Source organism: Phascolarctobacterium faecium DSM 14760, from assembly GCF_003269275.1.
In the GTDB taxonomy this organism is placed as follows: Bacteria; Bacillota; Negativicutes; order Acidaminococcales; family Acidaminococcaceae; genus Phascolarctobacterium; species Phascolarctobacterium faecium.
The window spans coordinates 280,309-302,363 of sequence record NZ_QLTS01000001.1 but is presented as its reverse complement, the minus strand read 5'-3'; the positions used below and the strand labels follow the sequence as shown (position 1 = coordinate 302,363).

16 protein-coding genes are annotated in these 22,055 nt (G+C 45.5%); 15 read left to right on the top strand and 1 reads right to left on the bottom strand.

The window, feature by feature from the left end:
• The first annotated feature begins 6 nt into the window (after positions 1-6).
• From nusB to fusA, 15 genes are all read left to right on the top strand, one after another.
• The gene (gene nusB, locus C8D73_RS01410) at positions 7-417 is read left to right on the top strand and encodes a transcription antitermination factor NusB (protein WP_021718306.1); all 411 of its coding nucleotides are present in this window, start codon (positions 7-9) and stop codon (positions 415-417) included.
• On the top strand, positions 410-1,369 hold the full coding sequence (locus C8D73_RS01405; protein ID WP_113077088.1) for a Kae1-like domain-containing protein: 960 nt from the start codon (positions 410-412) through the stop codon (positions 1,367-1,369). Before nusB ends, C8D73_RS01405 begins: the two co-directional genes overlap by 8 nt.
• Positions 1,362-2,576 (top strand): exodeoxyribonuclease VII large subunit, encoded by a 1,215-nt coding sequence (xseA, locus tag C8D73_RS01400; protein ID WP_113077087.1) that lies wholly within the window; start codon positions 1,362-1,364, stop codon positions 2,574-2,576. Before C8D73_RS01405 ends, xseA begins: the two co-directional genes overlap by 8 nt.
• Entirely contained in the window at positions 2,573-2,827 is a 255-nt protein-coding gene (xseB, locus tag C8D73_RS01395; protein ID WP_021718309.1) for an exodeoxyribonuclease VII small subunit, read from the top strand. The genes xseA and xseB overlap by 4 nt, the downstream gene beginning before the upstream one ends.
• 1 nt (position 2,828) lies before the next feature.
• Positions 2,829-3,704 carry a polyprenyl synthetase family protein gene (locus C8D73_RS01390; RefSeq protein ID WP_113077086.1) on the top strand — a complete coding sequence of 292 codons (876 nt, stop codon included), beginning with the start codon at positions 2,829-2,831 and terminating at the stop codon, positions 3,702-3,704.
• A 35-nt stretch (positions 3,705-3,739) separates the two neighbouring features.
• Complete coding sequence (dxs, locus tag C8D73_RS01385) at positions 3,740-5,638, top strand: 1-deoxy-D-xylulose-5-phosphate synthase (RefSeq protein ID WP_113077085.1); 1,899 nt, start codon at positions 3,740-3,742, stop codon at positions 5,636-5,638.
• A complete protein-coding gene (locus tag C8D73_RS01380) occupies positions 5,635-6,453 on the top strand; it encodes a TlyA family RNA methyltransferase (protein ID WP_113077084.1) in 819 nt (272 codons plus the stop codon). The genes dxs and C8D73_RS01380 overlap by 4 nt, the downstream gene beginning before the upstream one ends.
• A gap of 16 nt (positions 6,454-6,469) precedes the next feature.
• Positions 6,470-7,336, top strand: coding sequence for an NAD(+)/NADH kinase (locus C8D73_RS01375; protein WP_021718313.1), 867 nt, complete (start codon positions 6,470-6,472; stop codon positions 7,334-7,336).
• Between the two features lie 41 nt (positions 7,337-7,377).
• Positions 7,378-7,824, top strand: coding sequence for an arginine repressor (gene argR, locus C8D73_RS01370; protein WP_021718314.1), 447 nt, complete (start codon positions 7,378-7,380; stop codon positions 7,822-7,824).
• Between the two features lie 20 nt (positions 7,825-7,844).
• Positions 7,845-9,527 (top strand): DNA repair protein RecN, encoded by a 1,683-nt coding sequence (recN, locus tag C8D73_RS01365; RefSeq protein WP_113077083.1) that lies wholly within the window; start codon positions 7,845-7,847, stop codon positions 9,525-9,527.
• A 5-nt stretch (positions 9,528-9,532) separates the two neighbouring features.
• Positions 9,533-10,081 (top strand): NUDIX domain-containing protein, encoded by a 549-nt coding sequence (locus C8D73_RS01360; protein WP_113077082.1) that lies wholly within the window; start codon positions 9,533-9,535, stop codon positions 10,079-10,081.
• Positions 10,082-10,504: 423 nt separating this feature from the next.
• Positions 10,505-13,189: an autotransporter outer membrane beta-barrel domain-containing protein gene (locus C8D73_RS01355; protein WP_170123147.1), complete on the top strand. Its 2,685-nt coding sequence runs from the start codon at positions 10,505-10,507 to the stop codon at positions 13,187-13,189.
• 445 nt (positions 13,190-13,634) lie between these two features.
• Positions 13,635-15,227 (top strand): ShlB/FhaC/HecB family hemolysin secretion/activation protein, encoded by a 1,593-nt coding sequence (locus C8D73_RS01350; RefSeq protein ID WP_146739212.1) that lies wholly within the window; start codon positions 13,635-13,637, stop codon positions 15,225-15,227.
• 26 nt (positions 15,228-15,253) lie between these two features.
• Positions 15,254-17,989 (top strand): two-partner secretion domain-containing protein, encoded by a 2,736-nt coding sequence (locus C8D73_RS01345; protein WP_113077079.1) that lies wholly within the window; start codon positions 15,254-15,256, stop codon positions 17,987-17,989.
• A gap of 229 nt (positions 17,990-18,218) precedes the next feature.
• Complete coding sequence (fusA, locus tag C8D73_RS01340) at positions 18,219-20,282, top strand: elongation factor G (protein ID WP_113077078.1); 2,064 nt, start codon at positions 18,219-18,221, stop codon at positions 20,280-20,282.
• A gap of 164 nt (positions 20,283-20,446) precedes the next feature.
• On the opposite strand, the gene C8D73_RS01335 is transcribed toward fusA, so the two are convergent.
• Positions 20,447-21,793 (bottom strand): anaerobic C4-dicarboxylate transporter, encoded by a 1,347-nt coding sequence (locus tag C8D73_RS01335; protein WP_021718318.1) that lies wholly within the window; start codon positions 21,791-21,793, stop codon positions 20,447-20,449.
• Positions 21,794-22,055: the final 262 nt, after the last annotated feature.

The following is a 22,055-nucleotide window of genomic DNA, read 5'->3' as shown; positions in this document are numbered from 1 at the left end:
GCTAATATGATTCGCAGGATTGCAAGGGAATTGGTTTTACAAAGTTTGTTTCAGATAGATTTTGCTCAGGTCGACTGTGAGGCAGCGTTGAATGCTGCTGTTGAAGAACGGTCTGATAAAAGTGCTGAAAAAGCCAAAGAGTATGCACAAGATGTTTTAAATGGTGTTTTGGCTAATAGTGAAGCGATAGATGCCAGGATCAGTGAGTATGCTATTGACTGGACCTTGGAGCGTATGCCGGCTGTCGACCGTAATATTTTGCGGGTCGCCGTTTATGAAATGTTTTTTGCAGCAGAAAAGCTGGTGCCTAATGTGGCAATCAACGAAGCTGTGGAAATAGCGAAAATTTATGGAACAGATGATACTCCGCGGTTTATCAACGGAGTTCTAGGTAAAATGGTTCGCAGTGATGTCTAAAAATGAGGTCTATCTGGGCATTGATACCAGCTGCTATACAACGTCGGTCGCACTGATCGGCAGAGAAGGCGGACTGGTAGGTGAGGCCCGCAGGATTTTACAAGTGAAACCGGGCTGCAGAGGTCTGCAGCAGTCGGAGATGGTGTTTCAGCATACGCGTAACCTGCCGATTTTGCTGGAAGAGGTTTTAAAAAAGCCGCTGAAAGTCATCGGTATCGGTGTTTCTGCCCGCCCGCGGCCCTTGGAAGATTCGTATATGCCAGCATTTTTGGTTGGGTTGGGCCTGGCGCGCTCTTTAGCGGCTGTAAACGAAATTCCGTTATGGCAGATCAGCCATCAGGAAAATCATTTGGAAGCCGGATTGTGGTCAGCGCAGGGGCCTGATGCCGACCGTTTTCTGCTTTTACATGCTTCCGGCGGTACTACTGACTTATTATTAGCGGAAAAACAAACTGACAGCACTTATGCACTGACACAGGCAGGCGGCAGCAAAGATCTGCATGCCGGTCAGTTTGTTGATAGAGTAGGTGTTGCGTTGGGACTGCAGTTTCCGGCAGGAGCCGCTTTAGAACAACTGGCGGCAACTGCGGCCGATTGCATCGAATTGCCGGTAGCAGTACGTCAGGGTGACGTCAGTTTATCCGGGCCTGCTACTGCTGCTTTGCGTAAAATCGAGGCTGGCGCTGATCCTGCAGCTTTGGCGGCAGGTGTGCAATATGCCCTGGCAGAAACCTTTGTCAGGATGATCCGTAACGTGGCAGCGCAGAAAGAAATTTTTGATGTTTTGCTGGTAGGCGGTGTGGTTTCTAATGCTTATATCCGCCGTCATATGATAGAAAAGCTTGCTAAACGCAGGATCAGGGTCTGGATACCCGAAAGCCGGTTTAGCCCCGATAATGCTGCCGGCTGCGCTGCTTATGCGTTCAGGCAGGGAGAAAGCAGTTATGAATGAAGTAATTTATTCCGTAAGTGAATTGAATTTGATGATCAAAAGCCTGCTGGAGGGCGATCGTACTTTTACTAATATCCAGATCCAGGGTGAAATCTCTAATTTTAAACGTTATTCTTCAGGGCATTGTTATTTTACCTTGAAAGATGCCGGCGGCGTACTTAAAGCAGTTATGTTTCGCAATCAGGCGCGCAGTCTGCGATTTGAACCGCAAAACGGTGATACTGTTGTTGCTATCGGGCGTGTCGGAGTGTACGAGCGCGATGGCGTTTATCAGCTTTATACAGACCTGCTGCTGCCGTTAGGTGCTGGAGATCTGATGCTGGCTTATGAAGAATTAAAGAAAAAACTGACTGAGGAGGGGTTGTTTGACAGTGAACGTAAACGTGAACTGCCGCTGAACCCTAAAACAGTTGGAATGATAACATCGCCTTCCGGTGCTGCTGTACGTGATATGATTACTGTCGCGCAGCGGCGCAATCGCGGCATCAAGCTGTTGCTGTTTCCTGTCAAGGTGCAGGGAGATGGTTCTGGTGCTGAAATTGTCAGGGCGATCCGGTTTATGAATAAACACCGTTTGGCTGATGTCCTGATCGTTGGACGCGGCGGCGGTTCCATAGAAGAATTGTGGGCTTTTAATGAAGAGCCTGTTGTGCGTGCTATTGCTGCGTCTGAAATACCAGTAGTTTCAGCAGTAGGGCACGAAACTGATTTTACATTGTCAGATTTTGCTGCTGACCGCAGGGCAGCTACGCCTTCACAGGCTGCTGAGCTGGTTGTTGCAGATGCTGATTCGTATCTGCGCTATGTTGAGGAACTGACAGCACGCGGCGAGCGGGTGCTTGTGCATCAACTGGAACAGGCGCAGCATAAGCTGCAGCGTCTTCAGGGATCATGGGCTTTAGCCAAGCCGGAACGCTGGCTGGAGCCATTGCAGCAGCGTACGGATATGGCGATGCGGCAGCTGCAGGGCAGGATGGAAAGTATTCTGCAGAAACGGCAGCACAAGTTTGGACTGCTGGCAGCGCGGCTTGATGCTTTATCACCGCTGACGGTACTTGCCAGAGGTTATTCGATAACCAAGACAGACTCAGGCAGGGCTTTGCGCAGTATCGCAGATGTGCGCTGGGGAGAAGAACTCAGGACTCAGGTTGCTGACGGTGATGTGATATCGGTTGTGCAGCAGGTAGAAAGGCGTGAAAAACAATGACGATGAAAAAAATCGCCAAAAACATAAAGTTTGAAGAAGCGTTGGCCGAGCTGGAACAGCAGGTACAGCTGCTGGAAAGTGGAGAACTGCCGCTGGAAGAAGCGCTGGCAGCGTTTCAGCAGGGCGTTGCTTTGAGTAAGGTATGCATGACTAAACTCAATACGGTGCAGCAGGAAGTAGAAAAAATCGTCGTTGCTGCTGACGACGATAACGAATATGAACTGGAAACATTCGCAGAGCTGGAGGATTGACATGGATTTTAATAAGTATTACGAAGACAGGCAGAAGCTGGTCAATACTTTTCTGGAAAAACGTTTGGAAAAAAAGGGCATCTCGCGTGTCGATGAAGCAATGGCTTACAGCCTGCTGGCAGGTGGCAAGCGTATCCGTCCCATAATTTTAATGGCAACAGCCGATGCTTTGGGTGTCAGCGGTTATAATTTTCTGCCGGTAGCCTGTGGTTTAGAAATGATCCACACCTATTCGCTGATCCATGATGATCTGCCTTGTATGGATGATGATGAATATCGTCGCGGCCGTTTGACCAACCACAAGGTTTTTGGGGAAGCGCTGGCGCTTTTGGCTGGTGACGCTTTACTGACCCTTGCTTTTGAAGTGATGCTGGAACAAAAAAACGTACCGGCGGAAGTTTTGGTCGAAACTGTGCGCGAAGTGGCAATGTGTGCCGGAAACTTCGGTATGGTCGGCGGTCAGGTCATTGATCTTGATTCCGAAGGCAGGCAGATCAGTGAAGAAGAACTGCGTAAGCTGCATGCAGGCAAAACAGGAGCACTTTTCATTGCGGCAGTTCGCAGTGGTGCGCGATTGTCTGGTGCTGCCAGTGATGAACTGCTGGCTTTGACAAAATTTGCCGATCTTCTGGGTCTTGCTTTCCAGATCACAGACGATATCCTTGATGTCGAGGGTGATGCTGCTCAGATGGGCAAGGCAGCGCATAGTGATGAGAAAAAGCATAAGTCCACTTATGTGACCTTATATACTCTGGAAGGCGCCAAAGCGCTGGCTCAGAAAACTGTTGACGAGGCGCTGGGCTGTCTGGAAATGTTTGGAGAAAATGCCGAAGCTCTGCGTGAGATTACAAAAATGATGTGCGGGCGTAAAAGCTAAGTTATTTGTTATTGAGAAGAAAGGCGGATTGCTGAATGCAAAATGAGCAATTATTGCAAAAAATAAATTCTCCCGCAGATCTGAAAATGCTGACTCTGGATGAAATGAAGCTTTTAGCAGGCGAGATCAGGCAGCTGATCATTGATGTCGTTTCTAAAAACGGCGGCCACTTAGCTCCTAATTTAGGTGTGGTAGAACTGACTTTGGCTTTGCATAAAGTATTTACGACACCGAAGGATAAAATTATCTGGGACGTAGGCCATCAGTCATATATCCATAAAATACTGACGGGGCGTAAGGACCAGTTTCCGACGCTGCGGCAATATAAAGGCCTGTCAGGATTCCCGAAGCGTAAAGAAAGCGAGCACGATGCTTTTGGTACAGGACATTCCAGCACATCCATCTCAGCTGCTTTGGGGATGGCTGTAGCACGTGATCTTAAAGGTGAAGATAATAATGTTATTGCCGTTATCGGTGATGGTTCGATGACTGGCGGTATGTCTTTTGAAGCTTTGAATAATGCCGGCGATCTGCATAAAAAAATGATCGTTATTTTAAACGACAACGAAATGTCTATTTCTAAAAATGTCGGCGCGATGTCACAGTATTTGTGCGATCTGCGCACAGGTGAAACCTATAACAAAATCAAACACGATGTTGAAGGCTGGCTGAAAAGCCTGGACTTCGGCACTGATGTTTTAAATGCTATCGAACGTGTTAAAGGCAGTGTAAAGTACCTGATGGTACCAAGCTCTGTTTTTGAAGAGTTGGGCTTTAAATATCTTGGCCCGATTGACGGCCATGATTTGAATAAGCTGCTGGAGGTTTTGGAAGCGGCAAAGCATGTCGATGGTCCTGTTTTAGTGCATGTGATCACTAAAAAAGGTAAAGGCTATGAACCTGCAGAAAAAAGTCCGAATAAATTTCATGGCACGGGTCCGTTTGAGATTGCAACAGGTAAAAAAATCACCGATCCGCAGGCTCCGATCGCTTACACGGAAATGTTTGGTAAAACTTTGGTCGAACTAGCTGAACAAGATGCAGATATTGTTGCTATCACAGCGGCTATGCCTGACGGCACAGGTCTTAACAAATTTGCCGAATGCTATCCGCAGCGCTTTTTGGACGTAGGTATCGCTGAGCAGCATGCTGTTACTGCGGCTGCCGGTATGGCGGCTGCTGGAATGAAGCCCGTTGTTGCGGTGTATTCTACATTTTTACAAAGAGCGTATGATTCGGTGCTGCACGATATCTGCATGCAGGATCTGCATGTAACGATGTGCCTTGACCGTGCCGGTATCGTCGGTGACGACGGTTTTACACATCATGGTGTTTTTGATTATGCTTATCTGCGTTCGATGCCCAGGATGACGATTATGGCACCTAAGGACGAAAACGAACTTCGTCAGATGCTGAACACGGCATTACAATTCAACGGACCGATCGCGATCCGTTATCCGCGCGGCAGCGGTATTGGCGTTGACTGTGAAGACGAACTGAAAGAACTTCCTATTGGTAAAGGTGAGCTTTTGCGGGAAGGTACCGATGTTTGCCTGCTGGCGATCGGCAGCATGGTGCAAACAGCTTTGCGGACTGCTGATGCTTTGGCGGCAAACGGTATTCAGGCTGGTGTGATCAATCTGCGTTTTGCCAAACCTCTTGATGAAGAATTGATCGTTCAGGCGGCCGAAAAATATGGAAAACTGGTCACCCTGGAAGAAGGCGTGCTGGCTGGCGGTGTTGGCTCTGCAGTTTTAGAGCTGCTTAATAAAGCCGGTCTGATGCAAAAGGTGCAGGTCTTAAATTTGGGACTCCCTGACGAATTTGTACCGCATGGTGACAAAAAATATTTGTTCCGGGATCTGGGTTTAGATACAGAAAGTATAAAAGAAAAAATTACTGCTTTGGTGAAAGGTGCCGGAGAAGCAAAGTGAAAAAAGAACGATTAGACGCACTGCTGACAGCCAGAGGACTTTTTGAAAGCCGGGCAAGGGCTCAGGCTGCTATTATGGCAGGTCAGGTGCTGGTCAATGAACAGAAAATAGATAAACCGGGGACACAGGTTCCCGAAGAGGCAGCGATACGCCTGCTGGGCGAAAAACTTAAATATGTGAGCCGCGGTGGGCTGAAATTGGAAAAGGCATTGCAGATATTCCCCATCAGCGTAGAAGGTAAAACTGTTGCGGATATCGGCGCTTCCACAGGCGGATTTTCCGACTGTGCCCTGCAGAATGGCGCTGTTAAAGTGTACGCCGTTGATGTAGGCTATGGTCAGCTGGCCTGGAAGCTGCGCAGTGATGAGCGTGTCGTAAATATGGAACGCACTAACGTGCGCTATCTTGAAGCTGAAAGCTTGGGAGAACTGGTAGACGCAGCAACTATCGACGTGGCATTTATTTCTTTGGATAAGGTGCTGCCGGCGGTACATAAACTGCTTAAGCCAACTGGATTTGTTATTGCGCTTGTTAAGCCGCAGTTTGAGGCCGGCAAAGAAAACGTCGGAAAAAAAGGTGTCGTACGCGACCCTAAGGTACATGCCGACGTTATCAAAAAAGTAGTAGCTTTTGCTAAAGAAGAAGGTTTTGGTATTGCCGGACTGGATTTTTCTCCTATCAAAGGGCCTGAAGGCAATATTGAGTACTTACTGCATCTGACACTGGGTGATGACAATGCGGTAAGTGAAACTATGATTGACGAGCTTGTATCCAAATCACATGGTGATTTGGATAAACCACAGACCCAGGAGTAGAAACAGCGAGGCTTTTATGAATAAATTACGGTTGGGGATATTCCCCAATATGAAAAAAGAAAATGTCAAAAACAGTTTGCCGAAAGTGTTGGATTTGTGCGATAAGGCTGAGATCGAGGCGGTACTGCCGCAGCGTCTGGATTATCAGGACAGGCCCAGCTACGACGTTTGCGACAGGGCAAGCCTGAAGCAGATGCATATGGCGGTATCTTTAGGCGGCGATGGTACGCTGCTGCAGATGACGAGATTTTTGGCGCCGCTGAAAATCCCTGTATTTGGTGTCAATTTTGGGAAATTAGGCTTTTTAGCGGAAATAGAACTCAAAGAACTGCCGGAAGCCTTATCCAAGCTGACGGCCGGAGAATATGTGCTGGAAGAGCGCAGTCAGCTGCAGGCCTGTGTTTGGCGTGACGGTAAGGTTTTGATTGACGCTCACGCCTTAAACGATATGGTAGTGGCCAAGGGGCATTTTTCAAAGCTGGCGCATCTCAGTCTGAAGGTCAATGGCAAACGTTCGGGCAATTATGCCGCTGACGGTATCATCATGGCAACGGCTACAGGCTCTACTGCGTATTCGTTATCGGCAGGGGGGCCGCTTGTACATCCCAGCCTCGATGTTACTATTATTACACCTATCTGCGCTCATGCGCTTTATACAAGACCGCTTTTGATTCCGATGGACAGGGTCATAGAACTGAATGCTATTCCACCCTATGAAGAACTGTTGCTTTCGGCGGATGGAGAAATAGTAGCATCGATAGCGGAAAATGATACAGTAAGAATTGCCAAAAGCCCTGACAAAGTAACTTTTATCAGGCTCAATGGCCGCAGTTATTATGAAACCTGGCAGGAAAAGCTGATCCGTAATACGGAAATGCTTTAAAATACCCAACCGCTTACAAATACAGATATGAGGTGAGAGACGTGAAAGGTATCAGACACGGCAAGATCAAAGAAATCATCGAACACAGCAAAATCGAAACTCAGGAAGATTTGGCGGCTGCTTTACGCCACGACGGTATCGAGGTAACTCAGGCTACTGTTTCCCGCGACATCAAAGAGCTGATGCTCATTAAAGTTCCGGATGCCGAAGGCAATTATCATTATGCTTTTCCTAAAGAACATAATATGCTGCTGACTCCCGGACGTCTGGAACGTACTTTCCAGGATTCTATCATAGGTATGCGTGCCTCAGAAAATCTGGTAGTTGTCCGCAGCCTTCCCGGTACTGCACAATCGGTAGCTTATGCTATTGATTATATGAAATGGCCGGAGGTTTTGGGGACTGTTGCTGGTGATGATACTATTTTTGTTGCTGTCGATTCAAAAGATAACACTGTAACCTTTATGGAACGCTTTAATAATCGCTGATAGGACGAGGTCGTTTAACGATGCTGCAATCTTTGCATGTGCATAATTTTGCTTTAATTGAAGATGCGAAAATAGATTTTGCCCCCGGTTTCAATATTTTTACAGGTGAGACCGGTGCAGGTAAGTCTATTCTGATCGATGCTTTTGGCGTCGTGCTGGGTAATCGGGCTTCGGCGGACTATATCCGCAGCGGAGCTGATTCCTTTTGGGTGCAGGCGGTATTCGATATCAGCGGGATAGAAGCAGTTAAGTCTTTGCTGGCAGAGCAGGGGATAGACGAAGAGGACGAACTGTTTTTGAGGCGGCGTATTTTAGCCAACGGCAAAAGCCAGGCTACAGTTAACGGCGTGCAGGTACCATTGGCAGTACTCAAAAGCTTCAGCGAACTTTTGGTCGATATTCATGGCCAGCATGAAAACCAGGCGCTTCTAAAGTCTGATGCACCGTTGGCATTGGTCGATTTGTATGGACGGGAAGAGATTGCTCCTGTGCGTAAAACGTATCGGGAGCTGTATACAGCCTATCTGACTACGCAGGCGAAGCTGACACAGCTGGAGCAAACCGGCAGTGAGCGGGAACGCATTTTAGACCGTCTGGAATGGGAAATCAAAGAAATTACTGAGGCCGCATTGGAAGCAGGCGAACTTGAAGCCTTACAGGAAGAGGTAAAACGTCTGCAGAACAGCGGCAAGATCATGACAGCAGTCAACAGTGCTCATGAATATCTTGACAGCGAAAGAGGTATTCTTGATAATTTGGCGGCAGCTAAAGATCAGCTGGCGGCAGTTGTGCGTTATGATGAACGGCTGCATAATGCGTGTGAAAGCCTGGAAGGCAGCTGGATCGCATTGGATGAATGCCGGCGTGAGCTGAGCGATTATCTAAGCAGCGAGGAATATGATGCTGCAAGAGCAGCTTATGTAGAGGAACGCTTGGATCTGTGGTATCGTCTGCAGAAAAAATACGGCGACAGCTATGAAGCGATCACTGCATACTTAGAGCAGGCACAGCAGCAGGCCGATGAATTGGCGCAGCTGGAAAGCAACATTGCTAAAACCAAACAGCTGCTGGCGCAGCAAAAAGGTGAATTAGAACAGCAGGCGCAAAGCTTATCTCAGCTGCGCGCTAAATATGCCGGGCGGCTGGCATCTAAAGTTACGGCACATATCCATGATCTGGCAATGCCGGAAGGCAGGTTTGAGATCGAGGTAACTGCTAAAGACACCCTGACTAAAACAGGTAAGGATGAATTGACCTTCCTGTTTACAGCTAACCTGGGAGAACCGATCAGACCCTTGTTAAAAGTCGCTTCCGGCGGCGAGCTGTCACGTGTGGCGCTGGCTATTAAAACGGTGCTTCTAAATGCCAGCGGTGTACCGACAATGGTTTTTGACGAGATCGATACAGGCGTCGGCGGCGTTACCGCACAGAAAATGGCCGAAAAGATCGCCGTTATTGCCAAGGTAGGACAGGTACTGTGTATCACGCATTTGCCACAGATAGCTTCTTTTGCTGACAGGCATCTTCTGATCCGCAAGGAAAGTACAGGCGGACGAACTTCAACAGGGTTGACTGTACTGGATGAAGAAGGCCGTATCCAGGAACTGATGAGGATGACAGTCGGCGATAATGTCAGCGAAGTAGCCTACGCTAATGCTAAAGAGCTTTTAGCAGCGGCTGCTAAAAATAAACAGGCAAGGTGAGAGCTATGAAAAAAATTCATCAGGCAAATTTAGATGAAACCTTTATCTGCAGTAAAGTGGGATTTTCAGGACGTCTGCTGCAGGTGAATATTGATTCGGTAATCTTGCCGAACGGAAGAGAAACGACACGTGAACTGATCCATCATCCGGGGGCTGTAGCTATTGTTCCTATTTTAGACGATGGCAGTATTATTTTTGTAAAACAATACCGTTATCCTGTGGGAACAGTAATGTATGAGATCCCGGCAGGGAAACTTGACCCGGGTGAAGAACCGGACGTATGTGCTGAGCGGGAACTGTCGGAAGAAACCGGTTATAGTGCGAAGGAATGGCAAAGGCTGACTTCTATCGTTACTACACCTGGCTTCACTGATGAAGTTATTCACCTGTATGCGGCGCGCGGTTTGGAAAAACACGACCAGCATACTGATGAAGATGAGTTTATCGATGTCGTAAAATTAACGCCGCAGCAGGTCAGGGAAATGGTGCTGGAAGGAGATATCTTCGATTCTAAAACTCTAAGCGCTTTATGTGTATTGGAAATGCTGAAATAAAACTTAATAAGTGATTTGAACGCAGACTGTTTCTGACAGTCTGCGTTTTTTTGTTGTTTTTACCGCCTGTTTAAAATGCAGGCGGTTTTGTTTATTGAAAGCGGTCTTAATAAATAAGCTGCACCGTAATGGTAGTTGTAGGCTGATAATAATTTAAAACTTTGGCGGCTATCAAACCGTATGGGCAATAACGGCAACAAACTGCGTCGTAAAAAAGTTCCTGTATGTCTTGTGGGGGGGTACAGAAGTGCTATAATGGTAAAAATAAAACTATTACAAATAAAATATTATTTTAAATCAAAAATATGATGCAAATAAAGAGCAGTTAGCTAAAAGCTGTATTATTTTATGAGGTACATATCAGACTGCTGGTTTTGCGGGTTATCTTTAAACCCTGAGTATATAATACAAGGAGAGTTGCATGTGAGAAAAAATGGGAGAATTTTAAACAAAAAAATTTTGAATGCATTGCTGGCAGGGGCAATGCTCAGCAGCTGTAACTATAATACAGCTTGGGCTAACAGCGGAGGTACGCTTGTTGAATGGAAAGATTGTTATATCGGCAACAGCAGCAGCGGATCTGATGTAGTCATTGATGAAAACAACAGCAGTACAAGTATTTATGGCGGCACAGATGCTACAAATGCCGTGACTGATAATACAGTTACTGTAGTAGCTGGCGCAGTGGCAAAGGATATTACCGGTGGGATAATAGAAACTTCAGCGAACGATAATGATGTAAAAAACAACAGCATTAGTATTGAACAAGGTGCTGAAGTGCGTTATATAAAAGGTGGTCTTACTACGGGCAGCGGTGTAGTAGAGGCTAATACTGTTACTATTGCCGGTATTGCAGCAGGCATCACCGGCGGTGATGGCGGCAGCAGCGTCAGAAAAAATAAAGTCGTGATAGAAAGAGACAGTGATATCAGCGGACCTGTTTATGGTGGAAAAGGTGCAGCCGGGAGTAAGGTCGTTGAAGAAAATGAGATAGTGTGCAATGGCGGCAAGATAGTATCAGATCTTTGCGGAGGGAATAGTGATTATGATGCGCTTGTTCAGAAAAATATCGTTACAGCTACCGGAGATACCAAGGTAAATTATATTTACGGCGGCAGCGGGGCAAACGGCTCTGTCACAGCCAACCAGGTAATTGTCGGCGGTAATGCTGTTTTAGCTCAAATGGGGCGTGTTATTGGCGGCTATATCGAGGCTGGCAGTGGTGACGTTACAGAAAATACGGTAACGATCACGGAGAACGCTTCTGTTCAGATGGTTATTGGTGGCTTTATTGATAACGGCGCCGGTGCGGTCCGCAGGAATGTACTTACCTTTAACAGCGGTACTGCCAATGCAAACATTTATGGCGGCTATAGTAAGGGCAGTGGTGTTGTAGAGGAGAACCGTGTAATCATAAATGCAGGAACATTAAAATCTGTTTATGGCGGCTACGGCAAAAGTAACGTTAATAATAATTATGTAGAAATAAACGGCGGCAGTTTTACATCAGGGGAATATGGCAGTATTTATGGCGGTTACAGTACAAGTAACGGTGATGCCACAGGTAATACGCTGGTGATCAATGGCGGTAATTTTATTGACGGAGATTGGGGAAAGGTTTGGGGAGGTTTTTATGGCGGCTACAGTAAGAATGGTTCAGCTACTGGAAATAGTGTTACGATAGCCAGCCGTGATGGCGTAGATCCACTTTTTGATACTGTGATTTACGGCGGTTTTTCAGGAAATGCAGATAAAGACGTTTTTTCGGGCAATACACTGAATATTCATACCAAGAATTTGACAACAGTAAATGTTAAAAATTTTGAATACTATAATTTCTATTTACCGGAAGATATAAGTGCGGGTGAAACGGTTCTGACGCTGACAGATAAGAGTGGCACTGATCTGTCAGGAAGCAAGATAAATGTCGGTGTGGTTGGCTCTGCACCGGCACTGCAGGCAGGGGACAAGATTTATTTGTTTGCAAATAAAAATGGCATCAAGGCTGACGCTGGTCTCACTTATGGTAAAATCCAGCAGGGTGTAAGTGTCATTTATGATTTTGGCGCGTTAGTTGAAGATGACGGGAAGAAATTATCTGCAACAGTCAATAGTATAGGCAGTACTGATGGGACTGGAGGGACTGGCGGAACAGGCGGTAAAGTGACAGAGCAAAGTAAATCACCCGTAGAGACCAGAGCGGCGGCATCGGCTGTTGTGAATAGTGGTGCGGACAATGTCAGCGGTACAGGCATTGCCAATGCAGTTCAGGCAGCGGGCGGCAATGGGCAGGCCGAAATGTTTGGCGCTTCAAGTGGCGGCAATATGCGTTATAAAAGTGGGTCGTATACTGATGTTCACGGCTATAACCTGGCATTAGGGGCAGCAAAAGCCGTTAAAAATAACGCTGGTAAGCTAACCTACGGTCCCTTTGCAGAATATGGCTGGGGCAATTACACTAGTCATCTTGACAGTGGGGTCCGCAGTGACGGTAATACCAAATACTATGGTGTAGGAGCGTTTGTACGTCAGGATAATAATAATGGTGTTTACTACGATGGCAGTTTAAGATATGGCCGCCTTGAATCTGATTATAGAAGCGGTGATATGATCGGCGCGGACGGGAATAAGGTTTATAGCAGCTATGACAGCAGCAGCAGTTATTATGGGGCGCATTTAGGCGTCGGTAAAGTTAGCAGTCTGGATGAAAAGGTACGATCCGACATATATTTAAAAGTGCTTTATAACCATCAGGGAAGCGACAGTGTAGCTTTGGGTGGGAAAGGCAATGGAGAGGTGTATGAATTTGACGCTGTGGACAGTACCAGAGCACGTGTCGGCGGCAGGTTGAGCAAGGACTTCGGCAAGCATGGCACGGGTTATGTTGGTATGGCATACGAATATGAATTTGATGGAACAGCACGTGCAACAGTCAAGGGGTTAAGTACGCCTTCACCAAGCATTAAAGGCAGCAGTGGAATGTTTGAAATTGGCTATGTTTTGAAAGCTGATGGAGAAAACGGGACTGATATAGAATTGGGGCTGCAGAATTGGTTAGGCAAAAAACAGGGTGTGACAGCAAGTGTGAACGTTGTCTTTAAATTCTGAACTGTATAAGCTCAAAGTAAAGCTTGAAAGATATAAGCCTAAAACTTAATAAGTGATTTGAACGCAGACTGCTTCTGACAGTCTGCGTTTTTTGTTGTTTTTACCGCCTGTTTAAAATGCAGGCGGTTTTTGTTTATTGAAAGCGGTTTTAATAAATAAGCTGCACCGTAATGGCAGTTGCAGGCTGATAATAATTTAAAACTTTGGCGGCTAGCAAACCTTATGGGCAATAACGGCAACAAACTGCGTCGTAAAAAAGTTCTTGTATGTCTTGTGGGGGGGTACACAAGTGCTATAATGATAATGTATATTGCTAAAACAAATGTTTTAAATATTTTAGCTATAAAAAACAGTTGATAATTAAAGAACATAAAATAAAATCTAAACGTAAATATAATAAGACAGCGAAGGAGAGAAGACATTGTTAAAATTAGCAGGAAAAAGTATGGCAGTAGCTTTAACTTTAGGCATGACATCAACCGTCTGGGCGGCGGCAGCTTTACCAGGCAGCGATCCGCAGGTGCGGGCATTGGAGCAGAACCGCAGCCAGGCAGAGCAGCAGGCAGAAGTATATAGTACTGCTGCCGATAGTAAGGTGCAGGGCGAGCAGACGTTTATGCTCAGCTGCTTTAAGTTTACCGGGCAGGATAAAATCGACACGACGGTTTTTGCAGAACTTACTAAAGACTATATGGGTAGAGATATAACTATCAGTGAATTGCAGCAGGCGGCTGACTTAGTTACAGACTATTGCCGTAATCAGGGATATACAGTTGCTACAGCTTTTTTACCTCAGCAGGATATCCAAAATGGCGTGGTAGAGATCCGTATTTTGCTTGGGACGATAGGAGAAATAAAAATAAATAATCGATCCCGGCTCAGTGGAGGGCAGGCAGAAAGATTTTTGAGCGGTCTTAAAGCGGGCAGCATTATCAAAAATGGACCTTTGGAAACAGTGCTGAATAATCTGAATGACTTGCCGGGAATCGCTGCGGCCGGTATTCTCAGTGCTGGGACAGAAGGAGGCAGCAGCGATTTAACAGTGACGCTGGCCGATAAAAAGCAGGCAGATACTATTTTATATACAGATAATCATGGCGGTAAGTATAGCGGCCGCTACCGTTATGGTTTTCAGACAACGTTCAACGATCCTGGACATATCGGTGATAAATTGTTTTTGGGCGGGATGCTGACTAACAGCGATCTGCATAACTACAACCTGGGGTATGAAATGCCTTTGGGCAGCAGCGGCAGCCGGTTAGGAATAAGCTACAGTCTGATGGATTATAGTCTGAGCGGTTTTTATAATATTCTGGACGCTGTCGGCAGGGCCAAGACCTTCAGTATCTACGGCAGTACGCCTTTTATCAATACCAGCCGTAACTATTTGGCAGCGGCTTATGGTTACGATAACCGGCAACTGCAAGATGAATTGCGGACGTTTGGCAGCAGTACTGAAAAACACAGTAACGCCCTGCACTTGGGCATTGTTGGCAACAGCAGAGGTATGGGCAGTTATACTGGTTACAGCGCGCTGTATTATACCGGCAGATTGACTTACGACGATATCAATGTTGGCAACGAAGGTACTTATCATAAATTCAATACAGATATTAATCATATCCAAAGTTTGGGACACACAGTGAACCTGCATATCAATTTGCACAGTCAGTTAGCCAGCAAAGATCTGGATGGCAGTGAACAGTTCAGTTTAGGCGGCGCTGACGGCATACGCGCCTATCCGCAGGGCGAAGCCAGCGGCAGCAGCGGTTATCAGGCAACTGCAGAGCTGCGCTACGCTACGCCTATAGCTAATCTCAGTCTGGCAACTTTTATCGACTGGGGCGAGGTAGAGTTAAATAAAAATATAGGCGATCATCGGAACTTGGCAGGCTGGGGAGTTGGCGTGCAATATGCCAGACCAAATGACTATTATTTGAGAGTTGATTATGCCCGCAAGCTTAATGGCGAAGTTTATCAAAGCGAAGAAAACGATAAAAACGGTCGGGTATGGTTTTTAGCCTATAAACTGTTCTAAAAAACAGCAGAAGGAGATAGGGAAGCATGAAGAAAAATAAATTATTATTACATAAACAGATATTGGCAGCGGTGTTGAGCGGTGGAATACTGCTGCTGCCTAATTGGGGTTATGCTTTACCGCAGGGTGGGCAGGTCGTGGCCGGAACTGGCAGTATAGGCACGCCTGGCGGTGATCAGATGAATATCACTGGCAGTGGTAATGTGGCGATCGACTGGAACAGTTTTAACGTGGCTCAGGGCGAATCGGTTAAGTTTAGTGGGATGCAGGCCGTGTTGAATTACGTTACAGGCAATACTAAAAGCGAGATTTTTGGTAACATCAGCGGCAGCGGCGTACATGTATTTTTAGTTAACCCCAACGGTATCCTGTTTGGTGCAACAGCCAGTGTCAATGTAGGCGAGCTGACGGCATCGACCCGGACGATAGATAACAGAAAAAGTTTTGACGGGACTGCTTTTAGCACATTGAGTCCTGAAGCTGCGCAAAAAGTTCGTGGCGATATTATTAATCTGGGTGAGCTGACTGCTGATAAAATCCTTCTTGAAGGAGATAATATTTCGCTGCTCAATGCCCATATGCTGAAATCAAGCGGTAATGGCAATATTACTCTGCGTGCTGATAATAAAGTGACAGTAGGCTATGAAGTTACGGATAAGACTACAATAAATGTTGGTGACGATGCGCCTGGCGGACATACGGTCAGCGATTATACGACTGGCACCGGTACTAAAGGCAGTACTGTTTTGGCTGGAGCTGCTGTGCAGGATCTGCGCGGTAACAGTAAAAATATAACCGATGCTATGCTGGTACATGATATTTATGAACTGCAGGCGATCGATAAGAATATAAACGGCGATTACATTCAGGGTGATTATATGCTTGCTGGCGACATTGATGCCGATGTGACCAAGCGCTGGAATAGCGGCAGTGGATTTAATCCAATTGGTAATTTTACAAGCATGCCATTTAATATAGGCGGCTTTAATGGCAGCCTTGATGGGGCGGGTTTTGTTATTAAAGATTTGCATATCAATATTAATACTGCCGATGGAACGCAGAGTAATGCGGGGCTATTTGATGTCTTGAATACAAATGCCTTTGTGCATAATCTGACTCTGCAGGATGGAAGCATAACTAATTATACTAATTCCAGTGGTGGGAGCGTCGGCAGCATTGCAGGGGAAAATCTTGGGTCATTGAAAAATGTTTTCAATATTGAAATGGAAATAAGCAGTCAGAATGATAGTGCCAATATTGGCGGCATTGTCGGTTATAATAAAGGAACTGTAACTGATGCACATAATAGCGGCTCAGTCAATGATAAAACTAATACAAGTGCACGTATTGGCGGTATTGCCGGCTATAATGATAACGGCGGTGTGATCAGTTATTCTGATAATGATGGTGCAGTTACAGGTAAAGGTGATTATTCTGCTGCAGGTGGAATTGTCGGATATAATAATGGTAGCATAAAGAACAGCTTTAATAATGGGAATGCTACGGGTTATGGTGATTATCTTGGCGGAATAGTAGGCGAGAATATAAAAGATATTTTTGATTCATACAATAAAGGCGAGATTAAAGGAAAGGGTTATGATACGGTAACTGGCGGAATTACTGGGATTAATGATAGCGGTAATATTAATAACGTTTATAATAGTGGAATTGTTGATAGTATGGGATATAATGTTGGTGGTATCGTAGGCCAAAATTATAGCGGGACTCTAAGTAATGCTTATAATACAGGTACTATTAATGGTAACGGTAGTGAGTATGTTGGTGGTATTGCTGCAATTAATGATGGCGAAATAAAAAACGTTTATAATATTGGTAAAGTTTCAGGTGGAGATTATAGAAATGTTATTGTTGTTGAAAATAGCGGTGCTGTTTCTAATGCCTATTATGCAGTCAGAAGCGGCGATACAATCTTAGGTTATAAAAAATTTGGTAGTGGTACGTTGCTCACTCTGGCAGAATTTGGTAAAGATTTTGAAAAAGGGTTAGATACAGCTTCCAAAGATTCCTGGAAATTCTATAACGGTTACACAGACCCGCTTTTAGAAGGGTTTTTGAAAAAAATCACTATTGACGGAGACTCTATTACAGGGGGCGATACTGTTTACAATGGTTCTGAACAAAATGCCGGTTTGAGTGGGTTGGCAGACGGTATTTTGGTGGGATCTAAAAAGAACGCCGGTGATTATGATTTGAATGATTTACTGTATTCCGGGCAGGACGGCTATGATATAGAAATCGTCAATGATGGGACTAAATTTATTATCAATAAAGCGCAGCTGACTGTAACTGCCGATGGATTTGAAATAGATGCGAATTCAGTATTGCCTGATTTTACAGGTTCTATCAGCGGTTTAGTTGGCGGTGAACGTTGGGAAGATTTGGGTGTAGAACTTGATAGTGATCTGCATTTTACTACTGACGCAGATGGTAAAACTGCGGGAAAATTTGCTATTAACGGCAGTTTGGATAAGACGCTGGCTAATTATGAAATCAAACAGGCAGACAGCAATGCTGCCGCGCTGGTAGTCAATAAAAATGATAAACCGCCGCAGCCGCCTGATCTTTCTAACTTGCCGCAGGAAGGTATCTATCAGAATGCACTGGTCAATCTTGCTGTTGCCGAGCGGGAAAACAGGCCGGAACAGCAAAGTATCAAGCGGCGTGTTACGGACAGCCGCATCAGTGACAAAGAAGAGCAGGTCAAAGTAACGATCGAAGGTGACGGTATAAAAACAGAGTGAAGACAGTTTTTTGAGCGCAGAGATTGCTTCTGCGCTTTTTTTACGGGTAAATTATAAGTTTGGTCAGAGCTTTTGCGAATGCAGATACATTTTTCATTATTGTTACTTGCGTTACACTTTGTTGTTTTAAAAACGGTAAATTCTTAAATTTCAGCTAAAATGCAGGAAAAGCCCTTGTAACCAGCGAATTGTAATAACATCAAATTTTGTAGGACAAGGGGGAGTAATCATGAAAGAGTATACTGGAGATAGGATCAGAAACGTGGCCATTGTGGGTCACGGTGGGGCTGGAACGACGTCTGTTACCGAAGCCTTACTGTATCGTTCGGGAGCAATTTCCAGAATGTGCAAGGTAGAAGACGGGGCTACCACCACTGACTATGAGCCGGAAGAAATCAAACGCGGCGTATCTGTCAATGCAACTTTGGCGCCTGTTGAATGGCGTGATACCAAAATCAATTTTATTGATACACCAGGTTTTGCCGACTTTGTAGCCGAGGTCAAAGGCGCTTTCCGTGCCGTTGACAGCGCTTTGATCGTTGTATGCGCTACTTCGGGCGTGCAGGTTGGCACTGAGCAGTGCTGGAAGCTGGCAGAAGAAGCACATTTGCCGCGTATCATTTTCGTTAATAAGATGGATCGTGAAAATGCTGATTTTGATAGTATTCTTGACAACCTGCGTGCTAAGATCGGTAAACGTGTATTGCCGTTGCAATTACCTCTCGGTAAGGAAGCCGATTTCTGCGGTGTTATCGACCTCTACAAAATGAAGGCTTATAAAGCTAACGGCAACGATTCCATCGAAATGGACATTCCTGAAGATATGCTGGAGTATGCCAAAGAAGCGCATGAAAAAATGGTCGAAGCTGCTGTTGAGGCTGATGATGACTGCATGATGCGTTATCTGGAAGGCGAAACTATCAGCGATGAGGAAATTATGGATTGCCTGATCAAAGGCATTCGTCAAGCGATTATTTTCCCTGTCCTTTGCGGAAGCGCATATAAAGATATTGGCTTGGGACGCGTTATGAACGCGATTATCGATTTTACCTATCCGGCTATTCTGAATGACTTTGTTGTTACGAATCCGGAAACTGAAGAAGAAGAGATCCGCGATGCTAACGCACCTATGGCAGCTTTGGTTTTCAAAACTACGTCTGATCCTTTTGTTGGCCGTTTGAGCTTCTTTAGAGTATTCTCGGGCACGATCAAGAGTGACAGCATGGTTTATAATGCCAGCCGTGAAAAAGAAGAACGTATTGGCGGTATTTTTACGATGCGTGGTAAAACTCAGATCCCGATGAAGGAAGTTGTTGCCGGTGATATTGGCGTTACTACTAAATTGCAGTTTACGTCTACCGGCGATACGCTCAGCGACAAGAACTCACCTGTTTTGTTTGCGCCGATCGCATTCCCGCTGCCGATGTATACTCGTGCCATTTACGCTAAAAAGAAAGGCGAGGAAGAGAAGATCGCCACTGCTTTGAACCGTTTGATGGACGAGGACCCGACTATCATTGTTACTAAGAACAGTGTGACGAAGGAAACTCTGGTCAGTGGCATGGGCGATCAGCATATCGAGATCATTATGGAGCGTATGAAACGTAAATTCGGTGTGGAAGCCGATTTGCGTGCGCCTATCGTTGAATACAGAGAAACTATCCGCGGAACGGCGGAGGTTGAAGGCAAGCATAAGAAACAATCCGGTGGACATGGCCAGTATGGTCACGTTGTGATCAAGATGGAACCCTTGCCGCCAGGAGAAGGCTTTGAGTTTGTTGACAAGATTTTCGGCGGTGCTGTGCCGCGGCAATATATTCCGGCTGTTGAAAAAGGTATGCGTGAGTCCATGGAACACGGCATTTTGGCCGGGTATCCGGTAGTCGATGTTCGCATTACGTTGCTTGACGGTTCTTATCATACTGTCGATTCTTCAGAAATGGCGTTTAAGATCGCTTCCAATATGGCGTTCAAAAAAGCTATGGAACAGGCGAAACCTGTTTTAATGGAGCCTGTTTATAATTTGGATGTTTATTGCGCCGAATCAATGATGGGCGATGTTATTGGCGATTTGAACTCTAAACGCGGACGTATTTTGGGTATGCAGAGTTTGGAAGACGGTATGGGCTGCGTAAAAGCGCAGGTTCCTTATGCCGAGATTTCCGAATATGCGGTTGACCTGCGTGCTCTGACTCAGGGCTTGGGTACTTTTGAAATGAAGTTTGACCATTATGAGGACGTACCGATGAAAATGGCCGAAAAGATCATTGCCGAAGCTAAGGAAGCTCAATAATTTATGTAGTTTCTGCAAAACTAAGCTGAAAGCGGTTTGCTAAAATGGCAAACCGCTTTTTTATGCTTGTGCGTTGCTGTTGGTGTGAGTAAATAAAAAGAGTTTATCTCAATTATTGAGATAAACTCTTTTGTTGTTACAGATTGGGTCAAAAGCTTATTAGATCAGTATACCATATGTACGAGCATATACCCGGCAAAGCAGGCACTGCCTACGCCAATAAGCCCCGGCACCAGGAAGCTGTGATTGATGATAAATTTACCGATATGTGTTGTTCCCGAACGGTCAAAGCCGATGCAGGCCAGATCGGAAGGATAAGTCGGCAGAACAAAATAACCGTAAGCTGCCGGCATAAAACCTACTATTACTAAGGGATCGACGCCAACGCTTAATGCCATCGGTACGATGACGGTCACGGCCGCTGCCTGTGAATTGATCAGCTTGGAAACCAAAAACAGAACGATCGCATACATCCAGGGATAAGTAAGTACGATGTCACTTAAGGATTTTTTCATTACGGGCAGATAGGCACCGAAATAGGTATCGGCCATCCAGGCTACGCCGTAAACTGAAACAATGGCGGTCATACCTGATTTAAAAACAGAACCGGAAGCGACTTCCGAAGTTTTAACATTGCACAGGATCATAATGACAGCGGCAATAGAAAGCATCATCAGCTGGATTGTCGGTGTCATGGAAAACGGCTTCAAAACGCCTTTGGCGTTGGGAAAGTGCGGCAATAATTGTGGGAAGCTGCCAAAGATAGCAATCACAACGATACCCAGAAGAAAAACTAATGCTGCCTGATAGGCACTTTTAGGCAGGATAATATTTAAAAGGCTTTGTTCCTGCAGGCCGCCGTAAATAAACTCTTTTTGTTCAGGATCAGCGATTTTTTCCTGGAATTCACTGTCTTTATCAAGATCTTTGCCGCGGTTGATGCTCCAAAGGCCGGCTATCACAACACCGATGAAGGTAGCAGGAATGGAAATAGAAAGAATCTGCATAACTCCGAAAGGGTGATCTGTAGCGCCGAGGATGGCAACTACCGAAACAACAGCTACCGAAGCAGGCGAAGCGCAGACACCCATTTGTGAAGCAATGGAAGCAACAGACATCGGCCGTTCCGGGCGGATATTTTGTTTGATAGCGATATCGTAAATAATAGGGAACATAGCGTAAACTACATGTCCGGTGCCGCATAAAACTGCAAGCAGCCAGGTTGTGAGCGGAGCAAGGATAGTAATATATTTGGGGTTGCTGCGCAAGAATTTTTCAGCATATTTCAGCATTACATCAAGCCCTTTGGAAGCCTGTAAAAATGCTGAACAGGTAACCACCGCCATAATTGTCAGCATAACGTCTACCGGCGGTTTACCGGGTTTCAGGCCCATAACAAAAATGAAGAAAACAAGGCCGATACCAGAAATAGTAGCCAGACCGATACCGCCGCGGCGAACGCCGATTACCAGGCAGGCTATCAAAACGATAAAACCTAAAAACATTAACATCAAGACACCTCCGAGAAATAAAATAATAATTAAAAATATATCTAACGACGTCAAGGTATACAGATTGAAATGATATACCGCAGTCGGAGATGTCCTGTTACAGGATAACTGTGATTAAGCTGCAAAGGTACAAAGCAATAGTGACACTATATAAATAAAGTGTATGATAATAGTGGCTGTAATACGGGTATTAGTATACACTATTATGGTGTTTATTGCTAGCCCTAAAAAAATTTTATTTTAACTGAAAATCACGCTTATA

Coding starts and splice junctions, on each gene's coding strand:
- fusA (WP_113077078.1), top strand. CDS start 18,219: ATGAAAGAGTATACTGGAGATAGGATCAGAAACGTGGCCATTGTGGGT.
- C8D73_RS01405 (WP_113077088.1), top strand. CDS start 410: ATGTCTAAAAATGAGGTCTATCTGGGCATTGATACCAGCTGCTATACA.
- recN (WP_113077083.1), top strand. CDS start 7,845: ATGCTGCAATCTTTGCATGTGCATAATTTTGCTTTAATTGAAGATGCG.
- C8D73_RS01390 (WP_113077086.1), top strand. CDS start 2,829: ATGGATTTTAATAAGTATTACGAAGACAGGCAGAAGCTGGTCAATACT.
- xseB (WP_021718309.1), top strand. CDS start 2,573: ATGACGATGAAAAAAATCGCCAAAAACATAAAGTTTGAAGAAGCGTTG.
- C8D73_RS01350 (WP_146739212.1), top strand. CDS start 13,635: ATGGCAGTAGCTTTAACTTTAGGCATGACATCAACCGTCTGGGCGGCG.
- nusB (WP_021718306.1), top strand. CDS start 7: ATGATTCGCAGGATTGCAAGGGAATTGGTTTTACAAAGTTTGTTTCAG.
- C8D73_RS01335 (WP_021718318.1), bottom strand. CDS start 21,793: ATGTTAATGTTTTTAGGTTTTATCGTTTTGATAGCCTGCCTGGTAATC.
- C8D73_RS01375 (WP_021718313.1), top strand. CDS start 6,470: ATGAATAAATTACGGTTGGGGATATTCCCCAATATGAAAAAAGAAAAT.
- xseA (WP_113077087.1), top strand. CDS start 1,362: ATGAATGAAGTAATTTATTCCGTAAGTGAATTGAATTTGATGATCAAA.
- C8D73_RS01360 (WP_113077082.1), top strand. CDS start 9,533: ATGAAAAAAATTCATCAGGCAAATTTAGATGAAACCTTTATCTGCAGT.
- C8D73_RS01345 (WP_113077079.1), top strand. CDS start 15,254: ATGAAGAAAAATAAATTATTATTACATAAACAGATATTGGCAGCGGTG.
- dxs (WP_113077085.1), top strand. CDS start 3,740: ATGCAAAATGAGCAATTATTGCAAAAAATAAATTCTCCCGCAGATCTG.